The organism is Acinetobacter sp. ANC 3882 (genome assembly GCF_022549545.1).
In the GTDB taxonomy this organism is placed as follows: Bacteria; Pseudomonadota; Gammaproteobacteria; order Pseudomonadales; family Moraxellaceae; genus Acinetobacter.
In genome coordinates, this window is the sequence record NZ_JAKZGB010000001.1 from 142,226 (window position 1) to 167,811 (window position 25,586).

20 protein-coding genes and 1 pseudogene are annotated in these 25,586 nt (G+C 39.6%); 13 read left to right on the forward strand and 8 right to left on the reverse strand.

Annotated features, from left to right (window positions below):
* The first annotated feature begins 82 nt into the window (after window positions 1–82).
* From MMO42_RS00850 to MMO42_RS00870, 5 genes and pseudogenes are all read left to right on the forward strand, one after another.
* Complete coding sequence (locus tag MMO42_RS00850) at window positions 83–2,185, forward strand: TonB-dependent siderophore receptor (protein ID WP_241318781.1); 2,103 nt, start codon at window positions 83–85, stop codon at window positions 2,183–2,185.
* Window positions 2,186–2,212: 27 nt separating this feature from the next.
* Window positions 2,213–2,647: a GNAT family N-acetyltransferase gene (locus tag MMO42_RS00855; protein WP_241318782.1), complete on the forward strand. Its 435-nt coding sequence runs from the start codon at window positions 2,213–2,215 to the stop codon at window positions 2,645–2,647.
* A gap of 128 nt (window positions 2,648–2,775) precedes the next feature.
* Window positions 2,776–5,715 (forward strand): insulinase family protein, encoded by a 2,940-nt coding sequence (locus tag MMO42_RS00860; protein ID WP_241318783.1) that lies wholly within the window; start codon window positions 2,776–2,778, stop codon window positions 5,713–5,715.
* A 21-nt stretch (window positions 5,716–5,736) separates the two neighbouring features.
* Complete coding sequence (locus tag MMO42_RS00865; protein WP_241318784.1) at window positions 5,737–6,906, forward strand: phospholipase A; 1,170 nt, start codon at window positions 5,737–5,739, stop codon at window positions 6,904–6,906.
* Window positions 6,907–7,434: pseudogene (locus MMO42_RS00870) on the forward strand (cysteine peptidase family C39 domain-containing protein). It abuts the gene before it with no gap.
* On the opposite strand, the gene MMO42_RS00875 reads toward MMO42_RS00870, so the two are convergent.
* The 3 genes from MMO42_RS00875 to ilvA all read right to left on the reverse strand — a co-directional run bounded on the left by MMO42_RS00875 (window position 7,422) and on the right by ilvA (window position 11,112).
* Window positions 7,422–8,759, reverse strand: a complete 1,338-nt coding sequence (locus tag MMO42_RS00875) for a TrkH family potassium uptake protein (RefSeq protein WP_005153360.1) — start codon at window positions 8,757–8,759, stop codon at window positions 7,422–7,424. The pseudogene MMO42_RS00870 and the gene MMO42_RS00875 sit on opposite strands and share 13 nt — an antisense overlap.
* A gap of 1 nt (window position 8,760) precedes the next feature.
* Window positions 8,761–9,411 (reverse strand): TrkA family potassium uptake protein, encoded by a 651-nt coding sequence (locus tag MMO42_RS00880; protein ID WP_241318785.1) that lies wholly within the window; start codon window positions 9,409–9,411, stop codon window positions 8,761–8,763.
* A 156-nt stretch (window positions 9,412–9,567) separates the two neighbouring features.
* Window positions 9,568–11,112, reverse strand: coding sequence for a threonine ammonia-lyase, biosynthetic (ilvA, locus tag MMO42_RS00885; RefSeq protein WP_241318786.1), 1,545 nt, complete (start codon window positions 11,110–11,112; stop codon window positions 9,568–9,570).
* A gap of 98 nt (window positions 11,113–11,210) precedes the next feature.
* On the opposite strand from ilvA, the gene rpiA reads away from it, so the two are divergent.
* On the forward strand, window positions 11,211–11,882 hold the full coding sequence (gene rpiA, locus MMO42_RS00890) for a ribose-5-phosphate isomerase RpiA (protein WP_005153354.1): 672 nt from the start codon (window positions 11,211–11,213) through the stop codon (window positions 11,880–11,882).
* Complete coding sequence (locus MMO42_RS00895; RefSeq protein ID WP_241318787.1) at window positions 11,882–12,574, forward strand: SprT family zinc-dependent metalloprotease; 693 nt, start codon at window positions 11,882–11,884, stop codon at window positions 12,572–12,574. The genes rpiA and MMO42_RS00895 overlap by 1 nt, the downstream gene beginning before the upstream one ends.
* Before the next feature lie 18 nt (window positions 12,575–12,592).
* On the opposite strand, the gene MMO42_RS00900 is transcribed toward MMO42_RS00895, so the two are convergent.
* Both MMO42_RS00900 and MMO42_RS00905 read right to left on the reverse strand, forming a co-directional pair.
* Window positions 12,593–13,204, reverse strand: a complete 612-nt coding sequence (locus tag MMO42_RS00900) for a CDP-alcohol phosphatidyltransferase family protein (RefSeq protein WP_241318788.1) — start codon at window positions 13,202–13,204, stop codon at window positions 12,593–12,595.
* 148 nt (window positions 13,205–13,352) lie between these two features.
* Window positions 13,353–14,870 (reverse strand): hypothetical protein, encoded by a 1,518-nt coding sequence (locus MMO42_RS00905; RefSeq protein ID WP_241318789.1) that lies wholly within the window; start codon window positions 14,868–14,870, stop codon window positions 13,353–13,355.
* Between the two features lie 275 nt (window positions 14,871–15,145).
* Here MMO42_RS00905 and argC point away from each other — a divergent pair, with 275 nt between their 5' ends.
* The 5 genes from argC (at window position 15,146) to MMO42_RS00935 (ending at window position 20,696) form a co-directional block, all read left to right on the forward strand.
* Window positions 15,146–16,195, forward strand: a complete 1,050-nt coding sequence (argC, locus tag MMO42_RS00910) for an N-acetyl-gamma-glutamyl-phosphate reductase (RefSeq protein WP_241318790.1) — start codon at window positions 15,146–15,148, stop codon at window positions 16,193–16,195.
* A 75-nt stretch (window positions 16,196–16,270) separates the two neighbouring features.
* Window positions 16,271–17,026 (forward strand): DUF6776 family protein, encoded by a 756-nt coding sequence (locus MMO42_RS00915; protein WP_241318791.1) that lies wholly within the window; start codon window positions 16,271–16,273, stop codon window positions 17,024–17,026.
* Window positions 17,027–17,048: 22 nt separating this feature from the next.
* Window positions 17,049–17,462, forward strand: a complete 414-nt coding sequence (gene clpS, locus MMO42_RS00920) for an ATP-dependent Clp protease adapter ClpS (RefSeq protein ID WP_167515355.1) — start codon at window positions 17,049–17,051, stop codon at window positions 17,460–17,462.
* Window positions 17,463–18,048: 586 nt separating this feature from the next.
* Window positions 18,049–20,334 (forward strand): ATP-dependent Clp protease ATP-binding subunit ClpA, encoded by a 2,286-nt coding sequence (gene clpA / locus MMO42_RS00930; protein WP_241318793.1) that lies wholly within the window; start codon window positions 18,049–18,051, stop codon window positions 20,332–20,334.
* On the forward strand, window positions 20,334–20,696 hold the full coding sequence (locus tag MMO42_RS00935) for a YnfA family protein (RefSeq protein ID WP_241318794.1): 363 nt from the start codon (window positions 20,334–20,336) through the stop codon (window positions 20,694–20,696). The genes clpA and MMO42_RS00935 overlap by 1 nt, the downstream gene beginning before the upstream one ends.
* A gap of 54 nt (window positions 20,697–20,750) precedes the next feature.
* Here the strand turns inward: MMO42_RS00935 and MMO42_RS00940 are convergent, their stop codons facing one another.
* Window positions 20,751–22,325, reverse strand: a complete 1,575-nt coding sequence (locus MMO42_RS00940) for an ATP-binding cassette domain-containing protein (RefSeq protein ID WP_241318795.1) — start codon at window positions 22,323–22,325, stop codon at window positions 20,751–20,753.
* 618 nt (window positions 22,326–22,943) lie between these two features.
* Between MMO42_RS00940 and MMO42_RS00945 the strand changes: the two genes are divergently transcribed.
* Window positions 22,944–23,984, forward strand: a complete 1,041-nt coding sequence (locus MMO42_RS00945) for a 3-deoxy-7-phosphoheptulonate synthase (protein ID WP_241318796.1) — start codon at window positions 22,944–22,946, stop codon at window positions 23,982–23,984.
* 51 nt (window positions 23,985–24,035) lie between these two features.
* On the opposite strand, the gene MMO42_RS00950 is transcribed toward MMO42_RS00945, so the two are convergent.
* Both MMO42_RS00950 and MMO42_RS00955 read right to left on the reverse strand, forming a co-directional pair.
* On the reverse strand, window positions 24,036–24,956 hold the full coding sequence (locus tag MMO42_RS00950) for an alpha/beta hydrolase (RefSeq protein WP_241318797.1): 921 nt from the start codon (window positions 24,954–24,956) through the stop codon (window positions 24,036–24,038).
* Window positions 24,956–25,516, reverse strand: a complete 561-nt coding sequence (locus MMO42_RS00955; protein WP_241318798.1) for a PadR family transcriptional regulator — start codon at window positions 25,514–25,516, stop codon at window positions 24,956–24,958. The genes MMO42_RS00950 and MMO42_RS00955 overlap by 1 nt, the downstream gene beginning before the upstream one ends.
* Window positions 25,517–25,586: the final 70 nt, after the last annotated feature.

Sequence of the window (25,586 nt, forward strand, 5' to 3'; positions counted from 1 at the left end):
TTCTCAATTAAAAGTAATTCTGAGGTAGTAGCATCTATTGGGCTATTTATGTAATAGGTATAAATTCTTAGAGAATAAAACGATGAAGCATACAATTTTATTCACCTTATCTGCTGTTTTAATCACGCCCTATCTCTATGCAATTGAACCCATCGCACCCACGAAACTGCCAAAAATTTCTGTATATGCCGAGAAGAACAAAAATTTAAAACAAGAACTCGGAGAAGCATCGACCGCAACCAAGGGATTGGCACAACTCAAAGATGTACCACAAATTGTTAATGTGGTTCCAAATCAAATTCTAAGAGAACAAGTAGCAACATCGATGCAAGCGGCCTTACAAAATGTTGCTGGTTTAAGTTTTAGTATTGGTGACGGTCAGCGTGATCAGGTCATGATTCGTGGTTTTTCAGCCATGACGGATAATTATGTTGATGGAATTCGTGATGATGCAATGTATTTTAGAGATTTATCTAATACAGAACGTATAGAGGTACTCAAAGGGCCGGCCTCGGTTTTATATGGTCGGGGTTCAGCAGGTGGTCTAGTCAATCGCATCAATAAGAAGCCGGTTGATCAATCGTTCAGCGAATTCAGCTTGATTGGTAGTACTGTAGGGCAGCGTCGAGCTGAAACTGATGTCAATGAAAAGCTTACTGAAAACATGAAGCTGCGTTTGACAGGTGCGATTGAGGACTCTGATGGCTATCGTCAACAAGCATTTATCCAACGTGAGGCGGTGGCACCTTCATTTTTGTGGGATATTTCACCGCAAACCAAATTACTTCTTCAGGCCGATTATTTGCATGATGACCGACTTGCAGATCATGGTTTTCCAGCAGATTTAATGACTGGAAAGCCTGTGAGAACAGATGCCAAGACCTTTTATGGGGCAGCAAATGCTCGGCATGTTGGAAATGTGGATACCGAAATTTCGAGCCAAACTGTGAGTTTAGATCATGAGTTTAATTCTGGGCTGAAATATCGTGGTGTTCTCCGTCATTATGATTATGCGCTAGATCGTCAATACGCAGGTGTTTCTCATGTTGATGCTGAAAGAAATCCTTTACCTAGCGATCAAATTCGTTTTAATCAGACCAAACGGGTAAGAGATGAAAGAGGAATCTTTACCCAGCAAGAGTTGAATGCCTTATTTGCTACAGGCAGTTTCAAGCATGAAATGTTGCTAGGGATTGAATATAGCAGACAGCATAAGAATGAAATCTTGTGGAGTGCCGACCGCCAAACCACGGATTTATTTCATCCCAAGTTACAGACTTGGCCTGTATTGGATAACACTAAAACGCCTGACACAGATAACCGTAATCGTTTTGAAAACTATGGGGTTTATCTCCAAGATATGCTTTCACTTACAGCGCAACTAAAGCTTTTAACAGGATTACGCTATGATCATTTATCTCAAAACCGTAATGACCAAACGCCTAATGATCTAGATGTTGCTCGTACAGATCAGACTTTTTCACCACGTATAGGATTGGTATATCAGCCAAGCTCGAATGTTTCACTCTATGCGTCATATAACCAGTCTTTTCAACCATTGGCTGATACATTCGTGTTTTATCGAAATAGCAACGATTTAAAACCAACCAAAACAAAAAATATTGAAGTTGGAGCAAAGTGGGACATTGATGATGCATTAAATATGACTTTATCCATCTTTGAGATGAATCAAACAAATATTCAAAATCAAGATACTGTAGATCGAAATCGGGGCATTCTGGCTGGCGAGCAAAAAACCAAAGGAATAGAAATATCGTTAACGGGACAACTCAAAGAGCAACTGTCTATTCTTGCGGGTTATGCCTATATGGATGGTGAGATTGAAAAATCGACAGTGGGCTTTGCAGGACATGATCCTGCTTTAACACCGCATAATATGGCGAACTTATGGCTTAAATATCAATGGAACGATCATTGGTTTGCTGCACTTGGTGGCCGTACTGAGTCATCTCGTTATAGTGCACCAGATAATAAAAATATTTTACCAGGATATGCGGTCGTCAATGCCGCACTTGGTTACCAAAGTGATCAGTATGATGTGAATTTGAACCTAAATAATCTTCTTGACCGTGATTATTTCGTTTCAGGAAATGGTGGGGCGAATGATACCAATATGATTGGTGATCCACTTAATGCACAGTTGACATTGCGTTATCGTTTTTAAAACTTGTATTGTTTACGGGGATGTTGAATGAGAACAGAACGAATTGATTACCTACCACCAGCATTGGATGGGTTAATCGAATGTTCAGAACGGGAAGGCTTTCAATTTTTAAACCGATTAAAGCAGGATTTTCAAACTGGTAAGAATTGTTTCGATCGATTTGGTGAAGCTTTATTTGTTGTCTATTTACAAAATCAATTAATTGCAGTCGGTGGGCTGAATCAAGATCCTTTTGATCATTTAAATAAAGTTGGTCGCTTGCGCCGTTTCTATATCCATCCTGATTATCGTCGGAAAAGAATAGGAACGTACTTATTGCTGCATGTGGAACGATATGCACAAGCTCATTTTGAAAGATTACATTTATTCACTGACACAGAAAACGCAGCTTATTTCTATCAAAGTATGGGGTATGAGCCACTGGTTTCGCTCCACAGTAATTTTCGAAAAATTTTTGAATAAAGTGTGTTTTGATTAGCCGCTGCATTTTTCTACAAAAACATAGTAATTTACATGGATATCCATACGTATTCTTCGGTAGACTCTCTATAATCAATTGTAATGATTTAAATAGATAAATTGGAGATCACATGACTGTCGATGTTACTGAAAGCATTACTCAAACGACACATCCCGCGTTTCAGCTATTACGTCAACACCATGTAGAAGCACTCGATATTCAAGTTTCAGAATATAAGCACAAAGTGACTGGTGCAGTTCACTACCATTTGGCTACAACACACGATGAAAATGTGTTCTTGGTGGCATTTAGAACTCAGCCGATGGATTCCAAAGGTGCTGCACATATTTTAGAGCATACGGCACTTTGTGGTTCTGAAAAGTTCCCTGTACGTGACCCTTTCTTTTTGATGATCCGTCGTTCATTGAATACATTTATGAATGCATTCACAGCCGCGGATTGGACGGCTTATCCTTTTGCAACACAGAACAAAAAAGATTTTCAAAACTTATTGTCTGTGTATTTAGATGCTGCCTTCGCGGCCAATTTGAACCCTTTAGACTTTGCACAAGAAGGGATTCGTATTGAGTTGGAAAATGATCAAGCTGTTTATAAAGGCGTCGTGTTTAATGAGATGAAAGGGGCAATGAGTTCTCCTTCAGATCAGCTTTATCATCAACTTGCACATCATTTATTCCCAGAAACCACCTATCACTACAACTCTGGTGGCGATCCTAAAGATATTCCAGACTTAAGTTATGAGCAGTTGGTTGATTTCTATAAAATACACTATCATCCAAGCAATGCGGTATTTATGACCTTTGGTAATCAAAGTGCATATGACTTGCAAGAACAGTTTGAGAAACTAGCTTTACATAAGTTCTCTCAAGGGACCACGTTATATTCAAAACCAGAGAAGCGTTTAACGGCACCTGTCGAAGTGACTGAGAGTTATGCCGTCGATAGTGAAGATCTAAAAGACAAGACTTACCATGTAATGTCATGGTTATTGCCTGAAACCAGCGATACTAAATTACGTTTAGGGATGCGTTTGGTTGAGGGGATTTTATTAGAGAATTCGGCTTCACCATTACGCCATTATTTGGAAACCTGTGGTTACGCACAATCAACTGGCCCACTCATGGGCGTTGATGACAGCAACTTTGAAATGACCTTCTATTGTGGTGTTCAAGGTTCAAATGCTGAACATGCAGATACATTTAAAAACGGTATTCTCGATATTCTAAAAGATGTGGCTTCTAAGCCCGTAGATACTGATTTTGTTGATGCCATTCTTCACCAAATTGAATTACATCAACGTGAGATCAATGGTGATGGTACTCCGTATGGTTTAAGTTTGATTCTCAATGGATTAGGTAGTGCGATTCATCACAGTGATCCAGTTCATGTCTGGGATGTGGACTCTGCGATTGAACAAGTGAAAGAAGAGTTGAAAGACCCGATGTGGTTATCAAACTTGATTCAAACTCACTTGTTGGATAATCCGCATCGTGTACAAATGACCTTAGTCCCTGATGCAACCAAATCAGTGAAAGAACAACAGGCTGAACAAGCACGTTTGGCTGAGATTACAGCTCATCTGACTGATGCGCAGAAAGTTGAAATTCAGGAAAAAACCGCGGCATTAAAACAGCGTCAAGATACACCAGATGATCTTGAACTATTGCCTAAAGTTGGTTTGGAAGATGTGCCTGCTGAACTGCAAATTGTCCAAGGTCAACTGCGTGAAATCATCTGTAATGGTTTAGATACACCTTTGAATCTATATCATGCAGGAACCAATGGGATTTACTATCAACAAGTGTTGATTCAGATTCCAGATGAAATCGTACAGTCTCCTTACTTCAACTTACTCTCAATTTTAATGGGAGAGGTTGGTGCAGGTGAGTATGATTACTTGGAGTTCCAGCAAATTCAAACCGCAGTCAGTGGAGGCTTGGGTATGGGTGCATCTTTGCGCAGTAAGGTCGATGATAAAGACCGTATCAGTGCATGGCTGACTTTAACTACTAAATCACTGACGCAAAAACTGGATGCAATTCAATTATTAAAATTGGCATTTGAGCAACTTCGTTTTGATGAGAAAGACCGCATTATCGAATTATTGCAACAGCGTAAAACGCGTTGGCAGTCACGTTTGTCTGGTTCAGGTCATAGTTATGCGATGCAAGCTGCTTCACGTCAAATGAGTGCTCTTGCACGCCGTGATTATCACAATACAGGTTTAGGCGCATTGAATTGGCTCAGTGACTTGGTTGCGAAAATTGATCAAGACGATAGCGCTTATCAAGCCTTGATTACTGAGTTGCAATCAATTCATCGCAAATTGCTGCAAGCGCCTAAACAGTTCCTATTGGTCTGCGAAGAACACCAGTCTGATCGTTTGGTTGAAGAGGTTCAAAATGTCTGGGATAAGCTGACCGTTGATCAAGCACCTGTGACTTTAACCTCAGTTGAACAAATCAATACCACAGCAGATGAAGCATGGTTAATCCAAGCCAATGTTCAATTCTGTGCATCTGCTTATCAAGCTGTTGATGTTGCTCATCCTGATGCGGCGCCTTTAATGGTATTGGCGGCTTATTTACGTAATGGTTTCTTGCATAGCGCCATTCGTGAAAAAGGTGGCGCATATGGTGGTGGAGCAAGCTATGATGGCAATGCATGTTCGTTCCGTTTCTATAGCTATCGTGATCCACGCTTAGCTGAAACGTTTAATGATTTTGAATCCAGTGTGCAATGGTTACTCAATACCGAACAACAACCACATCAGCTTGAAGAAGCGATTCTGGGGCTAGTGGCGGGTATGGATAAACCGGGTTCACCTGCAGGGGAAGCAATTACTGCATGTTATGCATTACTGCATGCACGTACGCCAAAATTCCGTAAAATCTTGCGCGAACGATTGTTAAACGTGAATTTGGATGATTTACAGCGTGTTGCACAGCAATATTTATTGGCTCAAAAACCAGTGAAAGCTGTTGTTGCGCCATTTGCGAAACGCGAAGAATTGCAGAAACTTGGATTTAATATTCAGCAAGTCAATTAAAATAAAAAATCGGAGAAATCTATGGCGTTCAAATCTTTTGAACGTAGTCATTTGGAGCTCAGTATCATGGCGATACTTGGCTCTTTAACGACGTCGTTGGCGAATGCACAATCAACAGCACCGACAAGCCCTGCGAGTGTTGAGGCATGTGTGGCTTTGGCTGCAAATGCGGAACGTTTGGCTTGTTATGATAGCCTGTATAAAGCGCCCACCATTATTCCAACACAAGCTCAGACAGATGCCGCGCCTGTGGTTGCTGCAGCGATGCCCGTGGTTGAGTCTAATGAAAAAGCCAAGCCTGAATCCTTAAAAGACAAAGTGGTTCAAAAAGTCAGTGATTTGCATCTGTTGGGTGCTGCACCGAAGTTTGATCCGAATGTTTCTTTGTTGGATCGTCGTTGGGAGTTGTCTGAGGAAAGTAAATTGGGGGTGTGGAATATCCGTGCCTATCAGCCTGTTTACTTATTGCCGATGTTTTGGACCAGCGACAAAAACGAATTTCCAAGTAGTCCAAATCCTGAAAATACAGTCAAAGATAAACAAGACTTAAAGTCGAGTGAAGCCAAGTTCCAGTTGTCGTTTAAGACCAAGGCTTGGGAAAATATTTTTGGTGATAATGGTGACCTTTGGGTTGGTTATACTCAATCATCTCGTTGGCAAGTGTATAACTCGGAAGAGTCTCGACCATTTCGCGAGACCAATTATGAGCCTGAAGCAAGTTTGATGTTTAGAACCAACTATGAAGTTTTGGGTCTCAATGCACGTTTGCTTGGTGTGACTTTGAATCACCAATCCAATGGTCGTTCTGATCCATTATCACGTAGCTGGAACCGTGTCATTTTCAATTTAGGATTTGAAAAAGACAATTTCGCCTTGATGGTTCGTCCTTGGTATCGTGTCGAGGAAGAAGCGAAAGATGATAATAATCCAGATATTAAGGATTATATCGGTCGTGGCGATTTAACTGCATTTTATCGCAAGGGTGATAACGACTTTTCCTTGATGTTAAGACATTCATTGAAAGGCGGAGACCGTTCACACGGTGCTGTTCAGTTCGACTGGGCTTTTCCAATCAAAGGCAAATTGCGTGGTCATCTGCAAATATTTGATGGTTATGGCGAAAGTCTGATTGATTATAACCACCGAGCAACGTATGCGGGCTTGGGTGTGTCATTGATGAACTGGTATTAGATGAGTTTAAATATTCCAGAACCTTTGTTGCAGCTTGAAGCAAATTGCGGTGTGTTTGCAGTCTGGCTTATCTTAAAGCAATATCATCCGCATATTGATATTGCTGACCTGATTCAATTATGTGGTCATGATCAGAAAGATGGAACCTTTAGCATTGCTTTGGCTGTGGCACTGAAAAAATTAGGCTTTGAGGTGTCGTTCTATACGGCGCCTGACCCTAATATGGATGAAAAAGAAAAGCAAAGTTATCTGCAGGCACAAAGTCTCCAGATTCCGATTCAGGCTGCTTTAACTTATTCAGAGATCCAGAATGCTTTTGAACATGGTAACTTCGTGATTGTGTTTTATGACACATTACAAGGTGTAGGAAACCAATCCTTGATTTATTCAATCGATGAACAATAGATTAGTTTCTGTGATCATTTTGACGTGATGCCTAAAGCTGTCTTTGAGCAACAACGTCAAAGTGATGAAATTTGTCGACAAGTGATTGTGGTTGAACAGCCTTTAGACCATCATCCAATCTGAATATTGGCATTGGCATGTTTTAAGCGGCTCTTCTTTGGAGTCGCAATTAAATAGGCAAGGGTTAATGGTCCCAGTCGACCAGTAAACATCAGCAAACTGAGCACAAACAAACTCCCATCATGCAACTGACTTGTTGCACCACGTGATAGGCCTACAGTACATGCCGCTGAGACCACTTCGAACATCAGGTCGAGCACATCGAGTTTCGGTTCAAGCAGGAAAACAATAAAGCAACCAACAAAAACTAACATGCCTGTAATTGCAGTTACGGCAAGCGCTTTATAGGTTGTTTCCTGTGAAACTGAATGATTGAAAATACGAATTTCTTCATTACGCCGTAGAAAGGAAATCACACACAGCAACAAGATCACAAAAGTACCAACTTTGATGCCACCTGCGGTACTGAGTGAACCCCCACCAATGAACATCAACAACATGGTCAATAAAGCCGTACTATGTTCCATTGAACCTGTATCAATGGTATTGAATCCAGAAGAGCGTGGCACAGTCGCTTGGAACCAAGCATTCATAGCTTGTTCGCCCAAACTCATTGAACCTAAGGTGAGTGGATTATTAGACTCTAATAGCCAAATTAAGATAAATGCAACGAGGTTTAAAATTGCAATGGTACTGAGAATGAGTTTACTGTTCGGAGTCAGCTTACTCCAACGTTTATTTTGTTTAACATCAATAAGTACCAAAAAGCCAATCCCGCCTAAGGTATATAACATGCTGATGGTTAGACAAATCAGATAATGACTTTGAAAGTTAATCAGACTGTTATCAAATAATGAAAAACCTGCGTTATTAAAAGCTGAAACGCTATAGAAAACAGCATAGTAAAGCCCACGTGCAAAACCATACATGGGGGCAAACGAAGCGGTCAGAATAATCACGCCAATTAATTCAAACAACAGGGTATACAGCACAACACCTTTGGCGACAAAAGTAACTTTAGATAGACTGGTTTGACCCAAACTATCCTGCGCCATCATTTGCTGTTTTAAGCCGAGTTTTGGAGCGAGACTTAATGCTGCCAATATGGCAAAGGTCATAAAACCTAAACCACCCGACTGAATCAACAAAAGAATAATAAACTGCCCAAGATGATTAAAAGATTCGTTTAGATTGACGACAGATAGACCTGTAATGGTGACCGCTGAGGTTGCTGTAAACAAAGCGTCCATCCAGCTGACATTACCTTTATTCGCAATCGGCATTTTTAGCAATATCGTGCCAATGATAATAAAACTGAGAAATCCAATCGCCAGCAAAGACGGCGGGCTGAGATTGAAAATTTTCTGGGAGTTTATTTTGAATGCCATGTTATGCGAAACATCCTGAAAGTTTTCTAAGATGGCTGAGTGAACCTTCTAAAATCAGGACATCACCCGTTTGTAAGGTAAAATTTGCATCTGTTTCATAGAGAATCTGCTGATCGCGTTTCAGTAATAACAGCTTAATGTTTGGTTCTTGTTTTAAGATACCTGATAAATTCACATGGTTGAGCTTTTCATTGACTGGAACTTTAACGATGTAATGATCATCATCCAAAGCCATATAACGGCTTACCATAGGATAATTTAGTGCTTGAGCAACCCGTACGCCCATATCTTCTTCAGGATGGATAATCTTACTGACATTTAAATGGGAAAGAATCGTGTGATGTGCCTTGGTTTTGGCTTTGACTAAAATCTTCTCTACGTCTAAATTCTTGAGATTCAGCACACACAGGATACTCGCCTCAATATCTTCTCCAATGGCAACGACTACCGCATCACAATTTTGTATATTCAGCTCTTCTAGGACATGCTCATCAGTGGCATCGGCAATCACCGCATGCGTAATGCGATCAGCCAAGCTTTCGACATTGCGTTTGATGGTATCAATACCAATAACATCATGATTCAGTTTAGTTAGTTCTAATGCAACAGTTGCCCCAAAACTACCTAAACCAATGACTGCAAACTGTGCCATAACTGTCCTTAACTAAATGATAAAAATGTCTTTTTATTCATTTTAAGATGGAATAGCTTTCTATTTGTAATGATTTTGTTTGCGATGCACATCTATAAGCAAAACATCCAATAAAAATAAAGCCGACATCATGTCGGCTTTATTTCGCTAAGTTGATTATTTAAGAAAACGTCGATAGCCAATATTGTCTGTGATTTCAGCATATGGATAAGTGATTTTTTCTAATGTTTCGACTAAACCATCAGGATTTTGCTTTGCATCAGTCGCTTGCAGCCCGACCAGTACGCGACCTTCTGCTGCGCCATGGTTGCGATAATGGAAAAGGGTAATGTTATGTGTTGGGCCTAAACGTTCTAGGAATGTCAATAACGCACCAGGACGTTCTGGGAATTCAACACGGAATAAACGCTCATGTTCAATATTGGCGTGGCCACCAATCAAATAGCGAATATGTAGTTTTGCAACTTCATCATCAGACAAATCATCAACTTCATATTGTTGTTTTAACATGTCGTGAATTTCATGACGTTCAGTTTCACCGCCTTTGAGGCTAATCCCGACAAAGACTTGAGCAAGATTGCTATCACTAGCACGATAGTTAAACTCAGTAATGTTACGGCCTTGCAGGGCACGGCAGAAATGCAGGAAGGCACCTTTTTGCTCAGGAATCGTTACGGCATAGATGGCTTCACGACGCTCACCAAGCTCAGTACGTTCTGCAATATAGCGCAAACGGTCAAAGTTCATGTTGGCACCACAAACAATTGACACCATATTTTTGTCGGTCAATTGATGTTCAGCGACATATTTTTTGATTCCTGCTAAAGCCATAGCACCTGATGGCTCTACGATACTGCGATTTTCATCATAGGTATCTTTAATGGCTGCACAAATTTCGTCTGTATCGACAGTGACAATAACAGGCTCTACGATTGGACCTGAATTATCCGACTTACGTAAACGGATCACATCAAATGGCAACTCGCCAATTTGTGCAACGGCTGTACCATCAGCAAATAGACCAACATGTGGTAACACCACACGCTCATTTGATTCAAGTGCTGCTTTCAAACATGCAGATTCTTCGTATTCAACACCAATCACTTTGACGTGCGGTGCAACTTCACCTAAATAGGCTGCAACACCTGCAATGAGTCCGCCACCGCCAACAGCAACGAAAACATATTCAACATCACGCCATTGACGCAATAACTCATTGGCAATCGTCCCTTGACCAGCAATCACCAGCTCATCGTCATAAGGCGGAATAAAAACTAATCCTTCATCTTCTGCACGTTGTTTGGCATATTTGTTGGCAACATCGAAACTATCTCCATGCAACACAACTTGACCGCCTAGGCGTTTAACCGCCTGAACTTTAATATCGGGTGTCGTGCTTGGCATGACGATGATGGCGGGAATGCCTAATTTTTTGCCAGACAGTGCAACGCCTTGAGCATGGTTACCTGCGGATGCACAAATCACACCACGATCGAGTTGATCTTTAGGAAGTTGGCTAATACGGTTATAGGCACCGCGTAGCTTGAAAGAGAATACAGGTTGTAAATCTTCACGTTTAAATCGAATGTTATTATTAATTTTTTGACTAATTCGTGGAGCTGCTTCAAGCGGTGTTTCAATCGCAACATCATAAACCGTTGCTTGTAAAATTTGTCGTACCACACGAGACAGCATGTTCATCTTCCCTATAACAGTTTAAAATAGGCAATCATTGTAGCAAACCCCTGTGCATTTGCGCTGTTTTCTTAGTGCAAATGTCAAAATAGTTGAGTGAAGTCATGAGTCTATATGCAACCCAAGATGAAAAAAAACAAGCTGCGGCTAAAGCAGCTTTGAAACATTTGCCTAAAGGCGGCATTTTGGGCGTAGGAACAGGAAGTACCGTTAATTTTTTAATTGATTTATTGCCTGAATTGCAATTAGAAGCGGCAGTGGCAAGTTCAACTGCAACAGCTGAACGTTTGAAAAAACTGGGTATTGAAGTGGTCGATATGAACTCTGTCGGTGGTTTAGATGCCTATGTTGATGGTGCAGATGAAATTGACCGTCATATGCATATGATCAAAGGTGGTGGTGCAGCGTTAACGCGTGAAAAAATTGTTGCATCGATTGCGAAGAAATTTGTATGTATCGTGGATGATTCAAAATGGGTTGATCAGTTGGGTCGTGATTTTCCGCTTCCAGTTGAAGTTATTCCGATGGCGCGTTCTGCGGTGGCACGTAAGATCGTTGCTTTAGGTGGTGATCCAGTTTATCGCGAAGGTGTCGTAACTGATAATGGCAATGTGATTTTAGATGTATTCAATCTAAATATTCTAAATGCGATTGAGTTGGAAAAGACCATTAATGACATTCCAGGTGTTGTGACCAATGGTATCTTTGCATTAAATGCAGCAACGATTGCTGTTGTTGCAACGGACAATGGTATCGAAGAGCGTACAGCACAATAATGCAATCAGTTTCATTAGAAACGCTGTTACCTGAAATTAAAGTTGTTCGACACGCAAGGGCAAGAAATTTGCGTTTGCGTGTTGAGCCAACAGGTATTCGTCTCACAGTTCCTTTGTTTTGTAGCAAAAGACAGATTCAGCAATTTCTGCATCAGTCTGAACAATGGCTGATTGAAACATGGGGCAAACAACAACAGCAATTTAATCAAACCATGGCATTTCCCGAATTTTTGACTTTATTTCGCCATAATCAGCCTTTTAAAATTATTCAACAACAGCAACGACATATTTTTAAGTTTGATTTCGAGCAGCACCAATTACTGATTCGGGATGAACAGTCAGAGCAGGCTTTACAAGCGGCTGTCATGGCATATGCAAAACAGTATTTACCCGAATATTTGGCGCAGATTAGTCAAGACATTGCTTTGTTATATCAGCAATGTTCCATTCGAAGACCAAAAACACGTTGGGGCAGTTGTAGTTCCAAACATGACATCATGCTTCATGCCGCTTTGGTGCTTATGCCTGAACATATTGTGCGATCAGTCTGCGTACATGAGTTAGTACATACAAAACATTTTGATCATAGTGCTGCTTTTTGGAATGAAGTTGAAAAGCATGATGCCAATTATCTTGAGCATCGGAAGCAATTGAAACAGACTCAATTGCCAAGTTGGTACTATAAAGGATAATCGAATATATGTTTTACCTTAGCCATTAAACAGGCGATTGTTTTGAACGCTTAAGCCTTTGCGAATGCGTAAGGCTTGTTTTAGGGTGGGAACATCATTTTGCCACTGTTTGAGTACCAAGATAATTGCAATAATTTCGGCTCGTGTCAGGATACCTAGCCAGAAAACTACGATAAATAAAATCTGCGCATGTCCTGTAAGTGTGACTTGTACCAATAAAGCAAATAGAAATAAGGTCCATATTTTGGCGCCTAAACTATGCGTGGCGACTTCTTTTCGAAATTTAATGAAACTTACGATATAAATAGCAACTTCTGAAAGAATTAAAATGACAATTGCCCAAAGGTGTTGCTTAAAGAAATCCGGCTGCTGTAGGTAAATCGAAGCAATTGCACAAATAAAAAAGACTTGGTCAATGTTAGAGTCGAGTCGACGTAATCTTTCGGTAGAAACACCTAAATGTCTTGCAATGATGCCATCAAAGATATCACTGAGAAGTCCCAGTGTTAAAAATACCACGGTGTAGATTGGGAAGAATTGAGGTTGTAGCAGGGTCACAGCGACAATGAGAAAACCCAAGAGTAGTCTGGAATAAACAAGTAAAGTTGGAATTTGATATTTTAAAGACATTCAACAGTAAGAATAAAAAGATTTATTTGAGTATAGCAGCCGTCATTGAAAATCAAGATGGCAAATACATATTTTATAAAAATGAGGCTCCGTGATTTTTATAAGCAATGGAATCACTATTCCATTGCTTATATGTGCGAATTCAGTCTTAGAAATTGCACTGTAACTGGGTTGTTTGCAATTGATCAGGGGCTTTACGGTTGTCTAAACCAGCACTAGCACTTAAGACCTGATTTGCTTTGATTCTGAGTTGGACAAAACTATACTGTAATGTGCTCGTATTCGGCTCTGTAGAACTGCTATTTAATAAATATTCAAAGTTGGCTTTATCGACTTGCAATAAGTTATCTGTACTATCGCCATCCAGTTTTGAACTGTAGGTCTTTCCATCTTTGATCAGTTCTAACCATCCATCTCCACGAATATTGAGTTGGCAGTTGCTGCTTGAATCTTTGTAATTTCCAATTAAATACTCAATGGAGGGTAAGCCTGCACTTACAATATTAATTCCTGTAATACCTTGTTTACATGGATAAATAGAGCCATTACACGTTTCAGTTGTATCTGAGAAACCTACCGCCCGACGATAATCACCCGCACCTATAATGCGAAAAGCATTGCCCACATTATTTGCTGGAGTAGTACCGGCATATACTTTTTGCTGTAATAGCGTATAACCTTGTGGGTTTAAGGAGGCTTGGCGATAGTTGTCAGCCAACTGCAATACAGCTTGCTTTAACGAGGTTGCAAAAGTATCCCGTGCACTTTTTTGATTTTCTGCAATATATATTAAATTGTTTTTAGAAGAATCAATATTGTCTGGTGTCGCGATCACTAATGAGGTTAAAGCACTTTGATCACCACGTATTTTTTTTGCATCAAGATAACCATCTTTTAAATCGGTGGCTAAGTTCTTTGTGAACTCTGCAAAGCTATTGTTGGGATAGCGGTTTGCCCATTGTTGGATAAACCCAAAACTCAGATAGGTATTGATATATAAATTTGATTTTAAAGTCGCATCTTGCGGCGAGAAGGCACTTAAAAGATAGGTTGGATTTAAATTAGGAATATCTAGTTGGTAAAATGCATTGACTAAAGCTGAATTTACATCACTTGTCGCAAGGCTTAATTGTGATGTACTAATTTGTGTTGGGTTGCTATTGGCATCGGTGGGTAATATGCCTGAACGCACTAAAGCGCGTTGATAAACCGCTTCGGAGCTTGGACTAATATAAATTGTTTGAGTGAGGTTGTTAGTGTTTACTTCAACAAGACTGTTTAATGTCATCGAAACATTTTGGTATTGGCCACTTTGAAAATCATAGATTAATGAGTTTGGCGTCGTGGAAATTTCAATTCGATATAAGCGATCTTTATTTAAAACTCTTGGTAATATAATGTCGATCTCTGATGTTGTGCTTAGAGTCTGTTCTAGAACCAAAGTATTGTCAAAATTATCAAAGATTTTTAAAACGACATTACGCATTTCAATAGGGGCTTTGATTTTGAAGTTTTTAGGCTTGGGTTCGGTAACCGTTGGGGTTGTATCTATTGTTGCTTTACTTTCACCGCTACCACAACCAATCAATGCTGAGCTGAGTAAAAGGGTGCTTAGTCCTAAGCAAATATGATGATGTAATCTTTGTTTTGACATCAAAGAAGGCATTCCAGCTCTCCAGAAAAATTTTGCATCCATGAAATTTATTATTACCACAATTTTTTTATTCTATTCGAATAGTGAAAGGTTTCAATAGTATTTCTTGACCAATGGTAGAATCAATTTAAATATAATGAGTTTATTTGTCTTTATTTATAAATTTATGATCATTTTATGAGGATTCATTACACTTTTATTTTCTTAAAAGTTAGGCACTTGAAGATTGTGTAAAACGGGTCAAACTGCCATACTATTTGCCTACATGAAAGCTTGAGGTGTTACACGTGATTTCTGTTGGTATTGTTGGTGGAACTGGATACACTGGGGTTGAGCTATTACGTCTTTTATTAAGACATGCACAAGTTCAGGTTCGTATTCTCACTTCTCGTACAGAAGCAGGAAAGCGCGTTGCAGATATGTTCCCAAGTTTACGAGGGCATACAGCACTTGAGTTTTCAGATTTTGATTTAAACCTATTAAAACAATGTGATGTTGTCTTCTTTGCCACGCCTCATGGTGTCGCAATGCAGCATGCAGAAGCGCTTATCGCTGCTGGTACAAAAGTCATTGATCTCGCTGCAGATTTTCGTTTACAGAATCTAACTCAATTTGAAAAATGGTATGGCATGCAACACAGCTGTCCTACTGTATTAAAAGACTCTGTATACGGTTTAACTGAGTTAAATCGTGAAAAAATCAAACAAGCTCAAGTGATTGGTAATCCTGGATGTTACCCAACGACTGTACAATTAGGATTAGCACCGCTACTTAAAAATTCAAATCAGTTGATTGATACACAAAGTATTATTATCGATGCTAAATCAGGTGTGTCTGGCGCTGGTCGTAAAGCAAGCCTTGGCATGATCTACAGTGAAAATGCTGATAATTTCAAGGCTTATGGTGTTGCAGGACATCGCCATCATCCTGAGATTGTAGAAGCACTGGAAAATATATCTGGGCAAAAAGGACAGTTTGATCAACTGATTTTTGTACCTCATCTCGTGCCAATGATTCGTGGCATGCTGAGCACAATTTATGTTGACCTCACTGAACATGCTCAACAGATTGATCTTCAAGCGTTATATGAAAATTTCTATAAAAATGAACGTTTTGTAGATGTGATGCCTGCAAATAGTTCACCAGAAACTCGAAGTGTTCGCGGTGCAAATGAGTTACGAGTAGCACTATATCGTCCACAACGCAATAAATTGATTATTTTGGTTGCACAAGACAATTTGGTGAAAGGTGCAGCAGGTCAAGCCATTCAGAATATGAACTTAATGTTCGGTTTTGATGAAGCTGCTGGCTTGGAAGGTATTGGTTTATTACCATAAAAAACGCTTTTTTACTTCACACACATTTAAATTTCGATTCTAATGTGTGCTTTGATGTAGATCATAAAGATAGAGATGATGATGGAAAACGTTGAACCGACTACTTCACCAGACAGTTCCGTTGAAAAAAATAAATTCTTAAGAACGAATTTACCTTTGATTATTGGTGCCGTGATTCTGATTGGCGGCAGTTTTACGCTTGGTTATACGGTAGGTCATCGTCAGGGTTTAACTGTGGTTGGTTATGATGCAGATGCTGAGCAATTGGTAGATGTGGTTCAGAAACAAAAAACCGCATTGGATTCTGTGACCAAGAGCCTGAATGCTGCTGTTCAAGAGCGTGATATGGCGGTTGGTAATGCAGATGATTTATTTAAAGCTGTAAACCAAGCCAATGCGGATAAAACGCAGTTTGAAGGAATGAATGCGATTTATCGTGACATTTTGAAACAGCGTGGTGGTGTAAGTCTAACCATTCAAAACATGGCCATTAAGTCTTTACCTGAAAATGCTTATGAATATCAGATCGACCTTGTTCAAGTCAGCCCAACTAAACGCCGTGCCACAGGTTCGGTAGAGTTGCGCTTGATTAAAGATACAGAAGTTCTAGTTGTGCCTTTAGAAGACAAAAACTTTAACTTTGATGATTTTGAACGTTTAACGGGGCGTTGGACAATGCCTAAGGGCTTTGTGCCTCAATTTATCGAAGTACGTTTGACAGGTGCTGGTACGCCAGTCATCAAACGTTTTAGTTGGCAACGTGGTAAGCCTGTCGATGTCGGCTCTGCTTTCGTGTCAGAAATACCACAAGCTGAAGCTAACGCTCAATAATTTTTTAGATTAAGAAATCAATATGCGAAGATATAAACGTCAAATGAATTTAAGTGAAGTGAAAAATTCTTTTCATCAATCAGGTTATGTCGATTGGCACTTAAGTCCACGTTTAAGTGATTCGCAAGAGGATCATGAGGGTGAGGTGGTTGTACAAACAGCTCCTCCAGAATTAAAACGACCGCCTTTATATGCGGTTGTTTTAATGAATGATGATTACACACCAATGGATTTTGTCATTGAGGTATTGCAAAGTTATTTTGGTATGGATCTTGATCAAGCCAGTCAAGTAATGCTGACGGTACATTATGAAGGTAAAGGTACTGCGGGCATTTACCCACGTGATATTGCTGAAACTAAAGCAAATCAAGTGAATAACTATGCACGAGCTCAAGGTCATCCTTTGTTGTGCCAGATCGAACCTGAGCGAGGATAAAAACAAAGCGAAGCTTTGTTCCGAGCGCAAGACGAACAGCTATGCTGTGAGTGAAGACGTTAAGCAAAGCAATGCTCTTGTGGAATTTCATTCCTCATGCACGAGACCTTGCACCATGGCATGGCTCATATGTTGTAAGTAACGGTGTTAAGAAAGTAAAGCTATATTCGTCATGTGATTTAAGTGCTAAATCAACAGATATATTGTTTTGTGCTAAAAATATGAATCAATATACTGACTATCTTTATATTCAACCTATAAATGATTTGTTAGGCTTTAAACAAGATCATGGCGTATTACAATTTTTCATAGGTTTAATGCTCTTTCATAAATGAAGAACAGGTTTGCTGAGTTTTTGAACGATTAGATAAGTCTTATTCTCTTTGTAATTAAATTTTTACAACAATACTTTGTTTTGAATCTTGACCAAGATACTCAACTAATGCTAACAGTAGGATATGAAGCAAAGAGGCTTGTAGACGTATCTTCAAAACGATTACAGAAGCTCAGCGGATCAAGTCAATAATTAGCTTTTTCATGAAAAGATTTTTCTTTTTTGATTAAGCCCAAGAGATAAGGGGGTTACATGCTCAGTCGTCAATTAGAAGTATCGTTACGTTTGGCTGTTAGCATGGCTCGTCAAAAGAGACATGAGTTTCTGACAGTTGAACATTTGTTGCTTGCCTTGCTAGATAACGATTCTGCCGTAAATGCATTAAAAGCATGTGGTGCTGATATCGTTACTTTGCGTAAAGAACTAGAGGAATATGTAGAGCAACATACCCCAAAACTTGGTGATAATAGTGAACAGGCACCTCATCCAACCGAGAGCTTTGACCGAATTTTACAACGTGCAATTTTCCATGTTCAGTCAAGTGGTGGTGATCGTACTGTTGAAGGTGCGGATGTTTTAGTTGCGATGTATTCGGAACGAGATTCTTTTGCTGTTTATTTATTAAAGCGCCATCAAATCAACCGTTTAACTTTGACACAATATTTATCTCATGGCACACGCAAAGATGAGATTCAAGTTGAAGAAGAAGTTGAAGATATTGAAGGTGAAAGTGCAGCTTCAGCAAATGCTGGGCCACTTGAGCAATACACGCTTAACTTAAACATCGAAGCACAAAAGGGTAAAACTGATCCTTTAATTGGACGTGAAAAAGAAATTGAGCGTGCGGCTCAGATTTTATGTCGTCGTCGTAAAAACAATCCACTTTTAGTGGGTGACCCAGGCGTGGGTAAAACGTCGATTGCAGAAGGTTTGGCATGGTTAATCGTCAATGGTAAAGCTCCTAAACCACTTGCGAATGCTGAAGTCTATAGCTTAGACATTGGTGCTTTGGTTGCAGGGACTAAATATCGTGGTGACTTTGAGAAGCGTTTAAAACAATTATTAAATGCTTTGAAAAAGAATCCAAATGCGATCTTATTCATTGATGAAATTCATATGATTATTGGTGCAGGCTCAAGTATGGGCAGTACCATGGATGCATCGAACTTGATTAAACCTGCTTTGGCGAATGGTAGCTTACGTTGCATTGGTTCAACGACCTTCCAAGAATATCGTCAAGTGTTTGAGAAAGACCATGCTTTATCACGTCGTTTCCAGAAAATTGATGTGAATGAACCAAGTATTGGTGAAACGATTGAAATTTTACGTGGCTTGAAAAGCAAGTTCGAAGATTTCCATCATGTTGAATACGATGATAAAGCTCTTGTCGCTGCTGTTGAGTTGTCAGCTAAATTTATCAATGATCGTTTTTTACCAGATAAAGCGATTGATGTGATTGATGAAGCTGGTGCACAACGCCGTTTGAAAGCTGAAGTCGATGGCACAACCATCTCGGTTGAAAATATCGAAGACATCGTTTCTAAGATTGCGCGTATTCCACCGAAAACAGTGTCTAAAGATGACAAGTCTGTACTTGAGAATCTGGAGCGTGATCTTAAACGAGTTGTATTTGGTCAAGATGAAGCGATTACAGCACTTGCATCAGCGATCAAATTATCTCGTGCAGGCTTGAAAGCACCAGATAAACCAGTGGGAAGTTTTGTCTTTGCAGGTCCAACAGGTGTGGGTAAAACCGAGGTTACGAAACAACTGGCGAAATTACTCGGTGTCGAGTTGGTTCGTTTCGATATGTCTGAATATATGGAACGCCATGCGGTTTCTCGCTTGATCGGTGCACCTCCAGGCTATGTCGGATATGATCAAGGTGGTTTGCTGACAGATGCGATTCATAAAAATCCGCATTGCGTGCTCTTGCTTGATGAAATTGAAAAAGCACATCCAGATGTATTCAACTTGTTGTTACAAGTCATGGATCATGGTGCTTTAACAGATAACAATGGCCGTAAGTCTGATTTTAGAAATGTGATCATTGTTCTTACGACCAATATCGGTGCAGAAAGTATTGTTCGCGCAAGTATTGGTTTCACTGAACAAGATCATAGTGCAGACAATCAGGATGCAATGAAACGTGCATTCTCGCCTGAATTCCGTAACCGTTTAGATGGCGTGATTCAATTTAAATCACTTCCAACCACAATTATTGATTCAGTGGTGGACAAATTCTTAACCGAGTTGCAAGCACAGCTTGATGAGAAACAAGTCGTGCTTGACGTTGATCAAAGTGCCCGTGATTGGTTATCAACCAATGGTTATGACCGTCTGATGGGTGCTCGTCCAATGCAACGTCTGATTCAAGAGCATTTGAAAAAGCCGCTTGCTGAGATGATTTTATTTGGTGAGCTTGCTGAGCATGGTGGTAACGTTGCGGTTTCTGTGAAAACAGAAAATGGCAAAGAGGTTGGTTTAAAATTGGAAGTATTTGAAGATCATATTAACCCGAGTGCTGAACCTGCTTAATGTTTGAACTTTCTTTCTCGATAACCCAAGTACTTAAAGTATTTGGGTTATTTTTCGTCACAGCAATTGCTGAAATCTTAGGTTGTTATTTTCCTTATTTAATTTTGAATCAAGGAAAGTCGCATTGGTTATGGGTTCCTACGGCTTTAAGCTTAGCAGTCTTTGTTTGGTTACTGACTTTGCATCCAGCGGCATCAGGTCGTATTTATGCAGCCTATGGCGGGATTTATATTTTTACTGCCCTGATGTGGTTGCGTTATGTTGATCAAGTCATGCTAACGCGTTGGGATATTTTAGGTGGGATCATTGTTCTTTGCGGCGCTTGCCTAATTATTTTGCAGCCGCAAGGTTTGGTTCGTTAAACGGAAATCAGCATGGTGCGCATTGTTACCATGCTGATCTATATCAATGAAAGTTTAACTTAATAGATAACTTTCATTGATTCCGCATTCTTTAACAAAATTTTCATCATGCGACACCAATATCACAGCACCATGAAAAGAATCAATGGCTTGGGCGAGTAACTCACGCGATTCAATATCGAGATGGTTTTCTGGTTCATCCAAAAGTAAGAGCTCAACAGCTTGTTGTTTCAACCCAAGCAAAGCGACTTTTAAACGTTCACCACCACTTAAATTACTTAAAGAGCTCAGCGCCTTATCTCTACGGATTTGTAGGTTTCCTAAACGTGTACGTGCTTGTTGCTCAGTCAGATTTGGATCAATAGCACATAAATATTCAACAGCAGATATATTTTCATCGAGTAATGAAAGATTCTGATCCAGATAAATAGAACTTACTTTGCAATAAATTTCTCCTGCAAGTGGAGAAGTTAAACCTTGAATGGTTTTCAGTAAAGTGGATTTACCTGTACCATTTGCACCGCTTAAATGTAATTTATCTCCCGCAGTCATCGCTAGATCAATAGGTTTAGTTTCGACATAAGCAAGTTTTAATTGCTGGCAACGTAGGATTTCTCCTGATTTACCAATGGTATGAGTAAACTCAAAAGATTGGGTTTTATGATGTTCCAGTTGGGTTTGTTTCTGTTGTAATTCATCTTTTGCATCTGCAAGTTGTTTGCTTTGTTGTTTGCGTAGGTGAGAAAGAGATTGCTCGGACTGTTCTTTCTTAGCATCTAATAAGATGGGTGCTTGAGAGCCAGAAGCCCTTATTCTTTCACCTACTTTTTTACGCTTTTGCGCTTTCATTTGGCTTTGATGTTGCTGCTCCTTGAGTTGTTTCAGCTCCCGTTTCTCTTGAAATACAGCGTGTGATAACGCTTCGACTTGTGCTTGATAATGTTGTTGATACAGTGCGTAGTTACCACCGTAATAATGCATGCCAAACTGATTGAGCATAAAAATACCTTGTACATGCGCTAAAAGCTGTCGGTCATGGCTAATGATGAGCCCACCTGTAGGATGTTGAACCATTTGCTCGATTAACCATTGTCGTCCTTGGGCATCCAGATGATTGCTTGGTTCATCCAAAAGCAGATAGTGATTTTTCAATAGGAATAAACGGCAGAGGGCAAGTTTGGTTTTTTGGCCCTCACTCAAATTTTGAGTCGGGGTATTTAGTGCTGTAGGTAAACCTGCACTTTCTAAAAGTTGCTGCCATTCTGTTGGTAAGTGCCAAAGATGTTCGACTAGATCGTAATCCGTAAATGATGCGATCCCTTGTTGAATACGTTCAAAGCATAGATATAAATCGTCAATATCGAGGGCTTGAGCAATGGTATTGGCTTGGACTCGCTGGAGTTGAGCAAGATGTTGATGTGGGTATTGCCAAGAGATTTGGCCTGAATAGTGCAGTTGTGATGCTGTTTGTTCGTGCAAAAGAGACATCAATAGCGATTTCCCTTGACCATTACGTCCGATCAGTCCTGTAAACTGATGTAAAGGAAGTTGGAATGTAAGATGATCAAACAGTTTTTGCTGAGCTAGTTCAAGTGATAAATTCGAAACGATACATGCCTGTTGAGTCATAAGAAACCTCATAAACAGGATATGCAAAATAGCGAGATAGAGATAAGTTTTAGAATGACAATCGCTAAACGATAGATAAGTCTATTTTGCACATCAAAAAGAAAAAAGAACTTTGATGATGGAAATAGAACTTACTTCATTGGCGTAATCTCGAGTTGGTTTATTTTTCAACTATTCTATGGATCAAAACACGAAAGGTCAAATTTTACTATTTTGAAGTTTTGATTAAAAAAAGATAAAAAGTGCTTGTCAAATGCTGAAATAGTGCGTAATTTAAGGGTTAGGAACAGTTTTTTAGATATTTGAAATAAACATGTTAAAGCATACTGTAAACACAAACGCATTCTTTTATTTTTGGCAATATATGTAGTTGCCTGATGCGTTTCGGGCAGCAAAAAAGGGTTGCCCAACCAGTTAATACCTGATCGGCAACACCGATCAGGTTTTTTTATGCTTTAACAATCATGATTTTAGGAGAAATACCATGTATACATTTAACTATTCATATTTTAGCAAGATTTCTTGGTTTTACTTTGCAAAAAAATCAACATCGCTTAGATCACACTTGCTCAAATAAATGATAGGACTGCGAAGAAGGTCAGTCCAAAGGAATTGAAAATGAATGCTTTAAATACTGCTTTGACACAACCAACACATACAAAAGAATCAATGCTCAGCTTGCCATCACAACTCAAAGCGCAGTATCCCTTGTCTGCAAGTTTAGCGCAGCAAATTTCAAAACATCGTCAAACGATTCAGAATATTTTATCAGGACATGATCATCGCTTAATGGTGATTACGGGTCCTTGCTCGATTCATGATCCTATCGCAGTACTCGAATATGCTGATCGCCTCCAACAACTACAAGAACAGGTAAAAGATCAAATATTCTTGGTGATGCGTGCATATATTGAAAAGCCACGTACTACCGTGGGCTGGAAAGGTTTCTTATATGATCCAAATTTAGATGGATCATCAGATTTACAACTTGGTTTAGAAAAGTCTCGTGCGCTTTACTTACAACTCGTTGAAAAAGGCTTGCCGATTGCCAGTGAAATTTTAAGTCCAATGGCAACAGGTTATTTTGATGATTTACTGGCTTGGGGTGCAATTGGTGCACGCACCAGCGAATCACAGATTCATCGTGAAATTGCCAGTCACATGCCGTACAGCATAGGCTTCAAAAATGGTACAGATGGTTCGATTCAAATTGCTTTGGATGCGATTCAGTCAGCACTGCATGGCCATCAATTCTTGGGTATGACCCAACAAGGTTTACCTGCAATTTTGCATAGTCATGGTAATCCATTACCACACTTAATTTTACGTGGTTCAAATCATGGAACCAATTATGATTTGGCTTCGATCCAAGCCATGCACTTCAAACATAAGCATTTACCTGCATTGGTAATTGATTGTAGTCATGGCAATAGCGGTAAAGATCCTTTATTACAGCCACAGGTTTTACAGCAAATTATTGCAGAACGTGCGGAATCAAAAGTACGTGGTGTGATGATTGAAAGTCATTTGGTCGATGGCAATCAAAAGATTTCTTGTGATATGACCTATGGCCAATCCGTTACAGATGGTTGTTTGGGCTGGGACAAAACAGCACAAGTCTTGTTAGATGTTGCTGAACAAATGCGACATAAAAACTAAAGTTGAATAAAAAGGCCAGTCTTCAAGACTGGCTTTTTTATTGGTTTTGAATCAAGCAGCGTGGATGGATTGAGCAGCAAGAAAGTGACCAATTTCTTGGCTGAATTTTTTGGGTTCCGTAATCAATGGTGTATGACCAGAGCGTTCAAAATAAATCGCTTTTGCATTGCTTAAACTTTCTGCAATCAGTGTTTGTCCCGTTTCTGGATAAAGCGTAGATTCGCGGCCAATAAAGAATGTCGTTGGACAGTTGAGTTGGCTGATTGCTTCGCGATAGTCTTCATCATGGTTTAGATAGTTTTCTACATACCAAAGTAAATAATCTAAACGTTGAATCGGAAGTAAATATTTTTGTAAGAACGGGCGATGTAATGCAAGTTTAACGATTTTAGGGGTGTAGTTATTGCTGCCTTGCAGTTCAATAAAATCTCCCCATAAGCTCACAAGATTGTAGCGAACATCATTGGGTAGATCCTCTAATGTTTGTGCGTTTTTATAATCGAGCAATAAGGTTTGGATATCAATTAACAGTTTTTTAAATTGAGGGTGTTTCTGTCCAAATAAGCCATATTGCCAAGAGTCATCAACAGAAATTTTCGGCGTTTGATCAATATGCAGATAGGCTTTGAGTTTGGATGCTAAGCTACCGTGTTTCATGCCATGCATTGCCGTGGTTGCACCCATGGAATAACCCATCAAAATAAATTGATTGAGTTTTAGTTGCTGGATCAATGAATCAACATCATTCCAGTGGCTTGATATGGCGTCTAAATCTGGAATGTTGCAGTTCTTAGAACCCCCAAAACCACGCCAATCAGGAATGATAAATTCATATTGTTTACGATTGGCAAATAAGAACGGTAGCCATTGCCAGCTTTGCATACCCAGCCCTGATAAGACGAGCACAGGTTCGCCTTCACCGACACGTCGTACAAATAATTTTTCTTGATCGGGCATGGTATAAAACGGCATTATTTTTCTCCAATATCGTTTGCTTCCTCAAACTTCTTAAGTTGAGGAATCATTTGTTCCAACCATTTTATCCATTCATTTTCTTTAATGATACCGAGTTCCAGAATCATTTTATGGATAAACAAAACACGATTGGTTGGTTCGTTATCTTTAAAGTCTTTATCATGAATTGCTTGATAAAGGCTTAATTTTTCCTTATGCAGTAGCAAGTGACGCTCTAATTCGGGCAAAATATTATTGCCGCCGAGTTGAGCTTCTGCTCTTAATCTGACCATGAGGTCATCACGCAGTTGAGCAGGTTCGCTTTGTTGTTCAATCCATGAAGCCAGTTGTATTCTTCCAAGTTGTTCAACTTGATAAGTTTTTTTACGGCTATTGGCAGCTTGTTCTTCTAATGTCGAAATCCATCCTTTTTTCAGCATACCGTTGAGTTCACGATAAATCTGCTGATGAGTCGCATTCCAAAAGAAGCCCATTGAACGGTCAAAGCGACGAGCTAAATCAAAACCGGTACTTGGTTTCTCTAATAAGCTGGTCAATAAAACATGGGCGAGTGACATGATGTTCCATAATAAAAAATGACTCATCAGAATTATGCAATATGTTGCATAAAAATCAAATCTTGTTTAT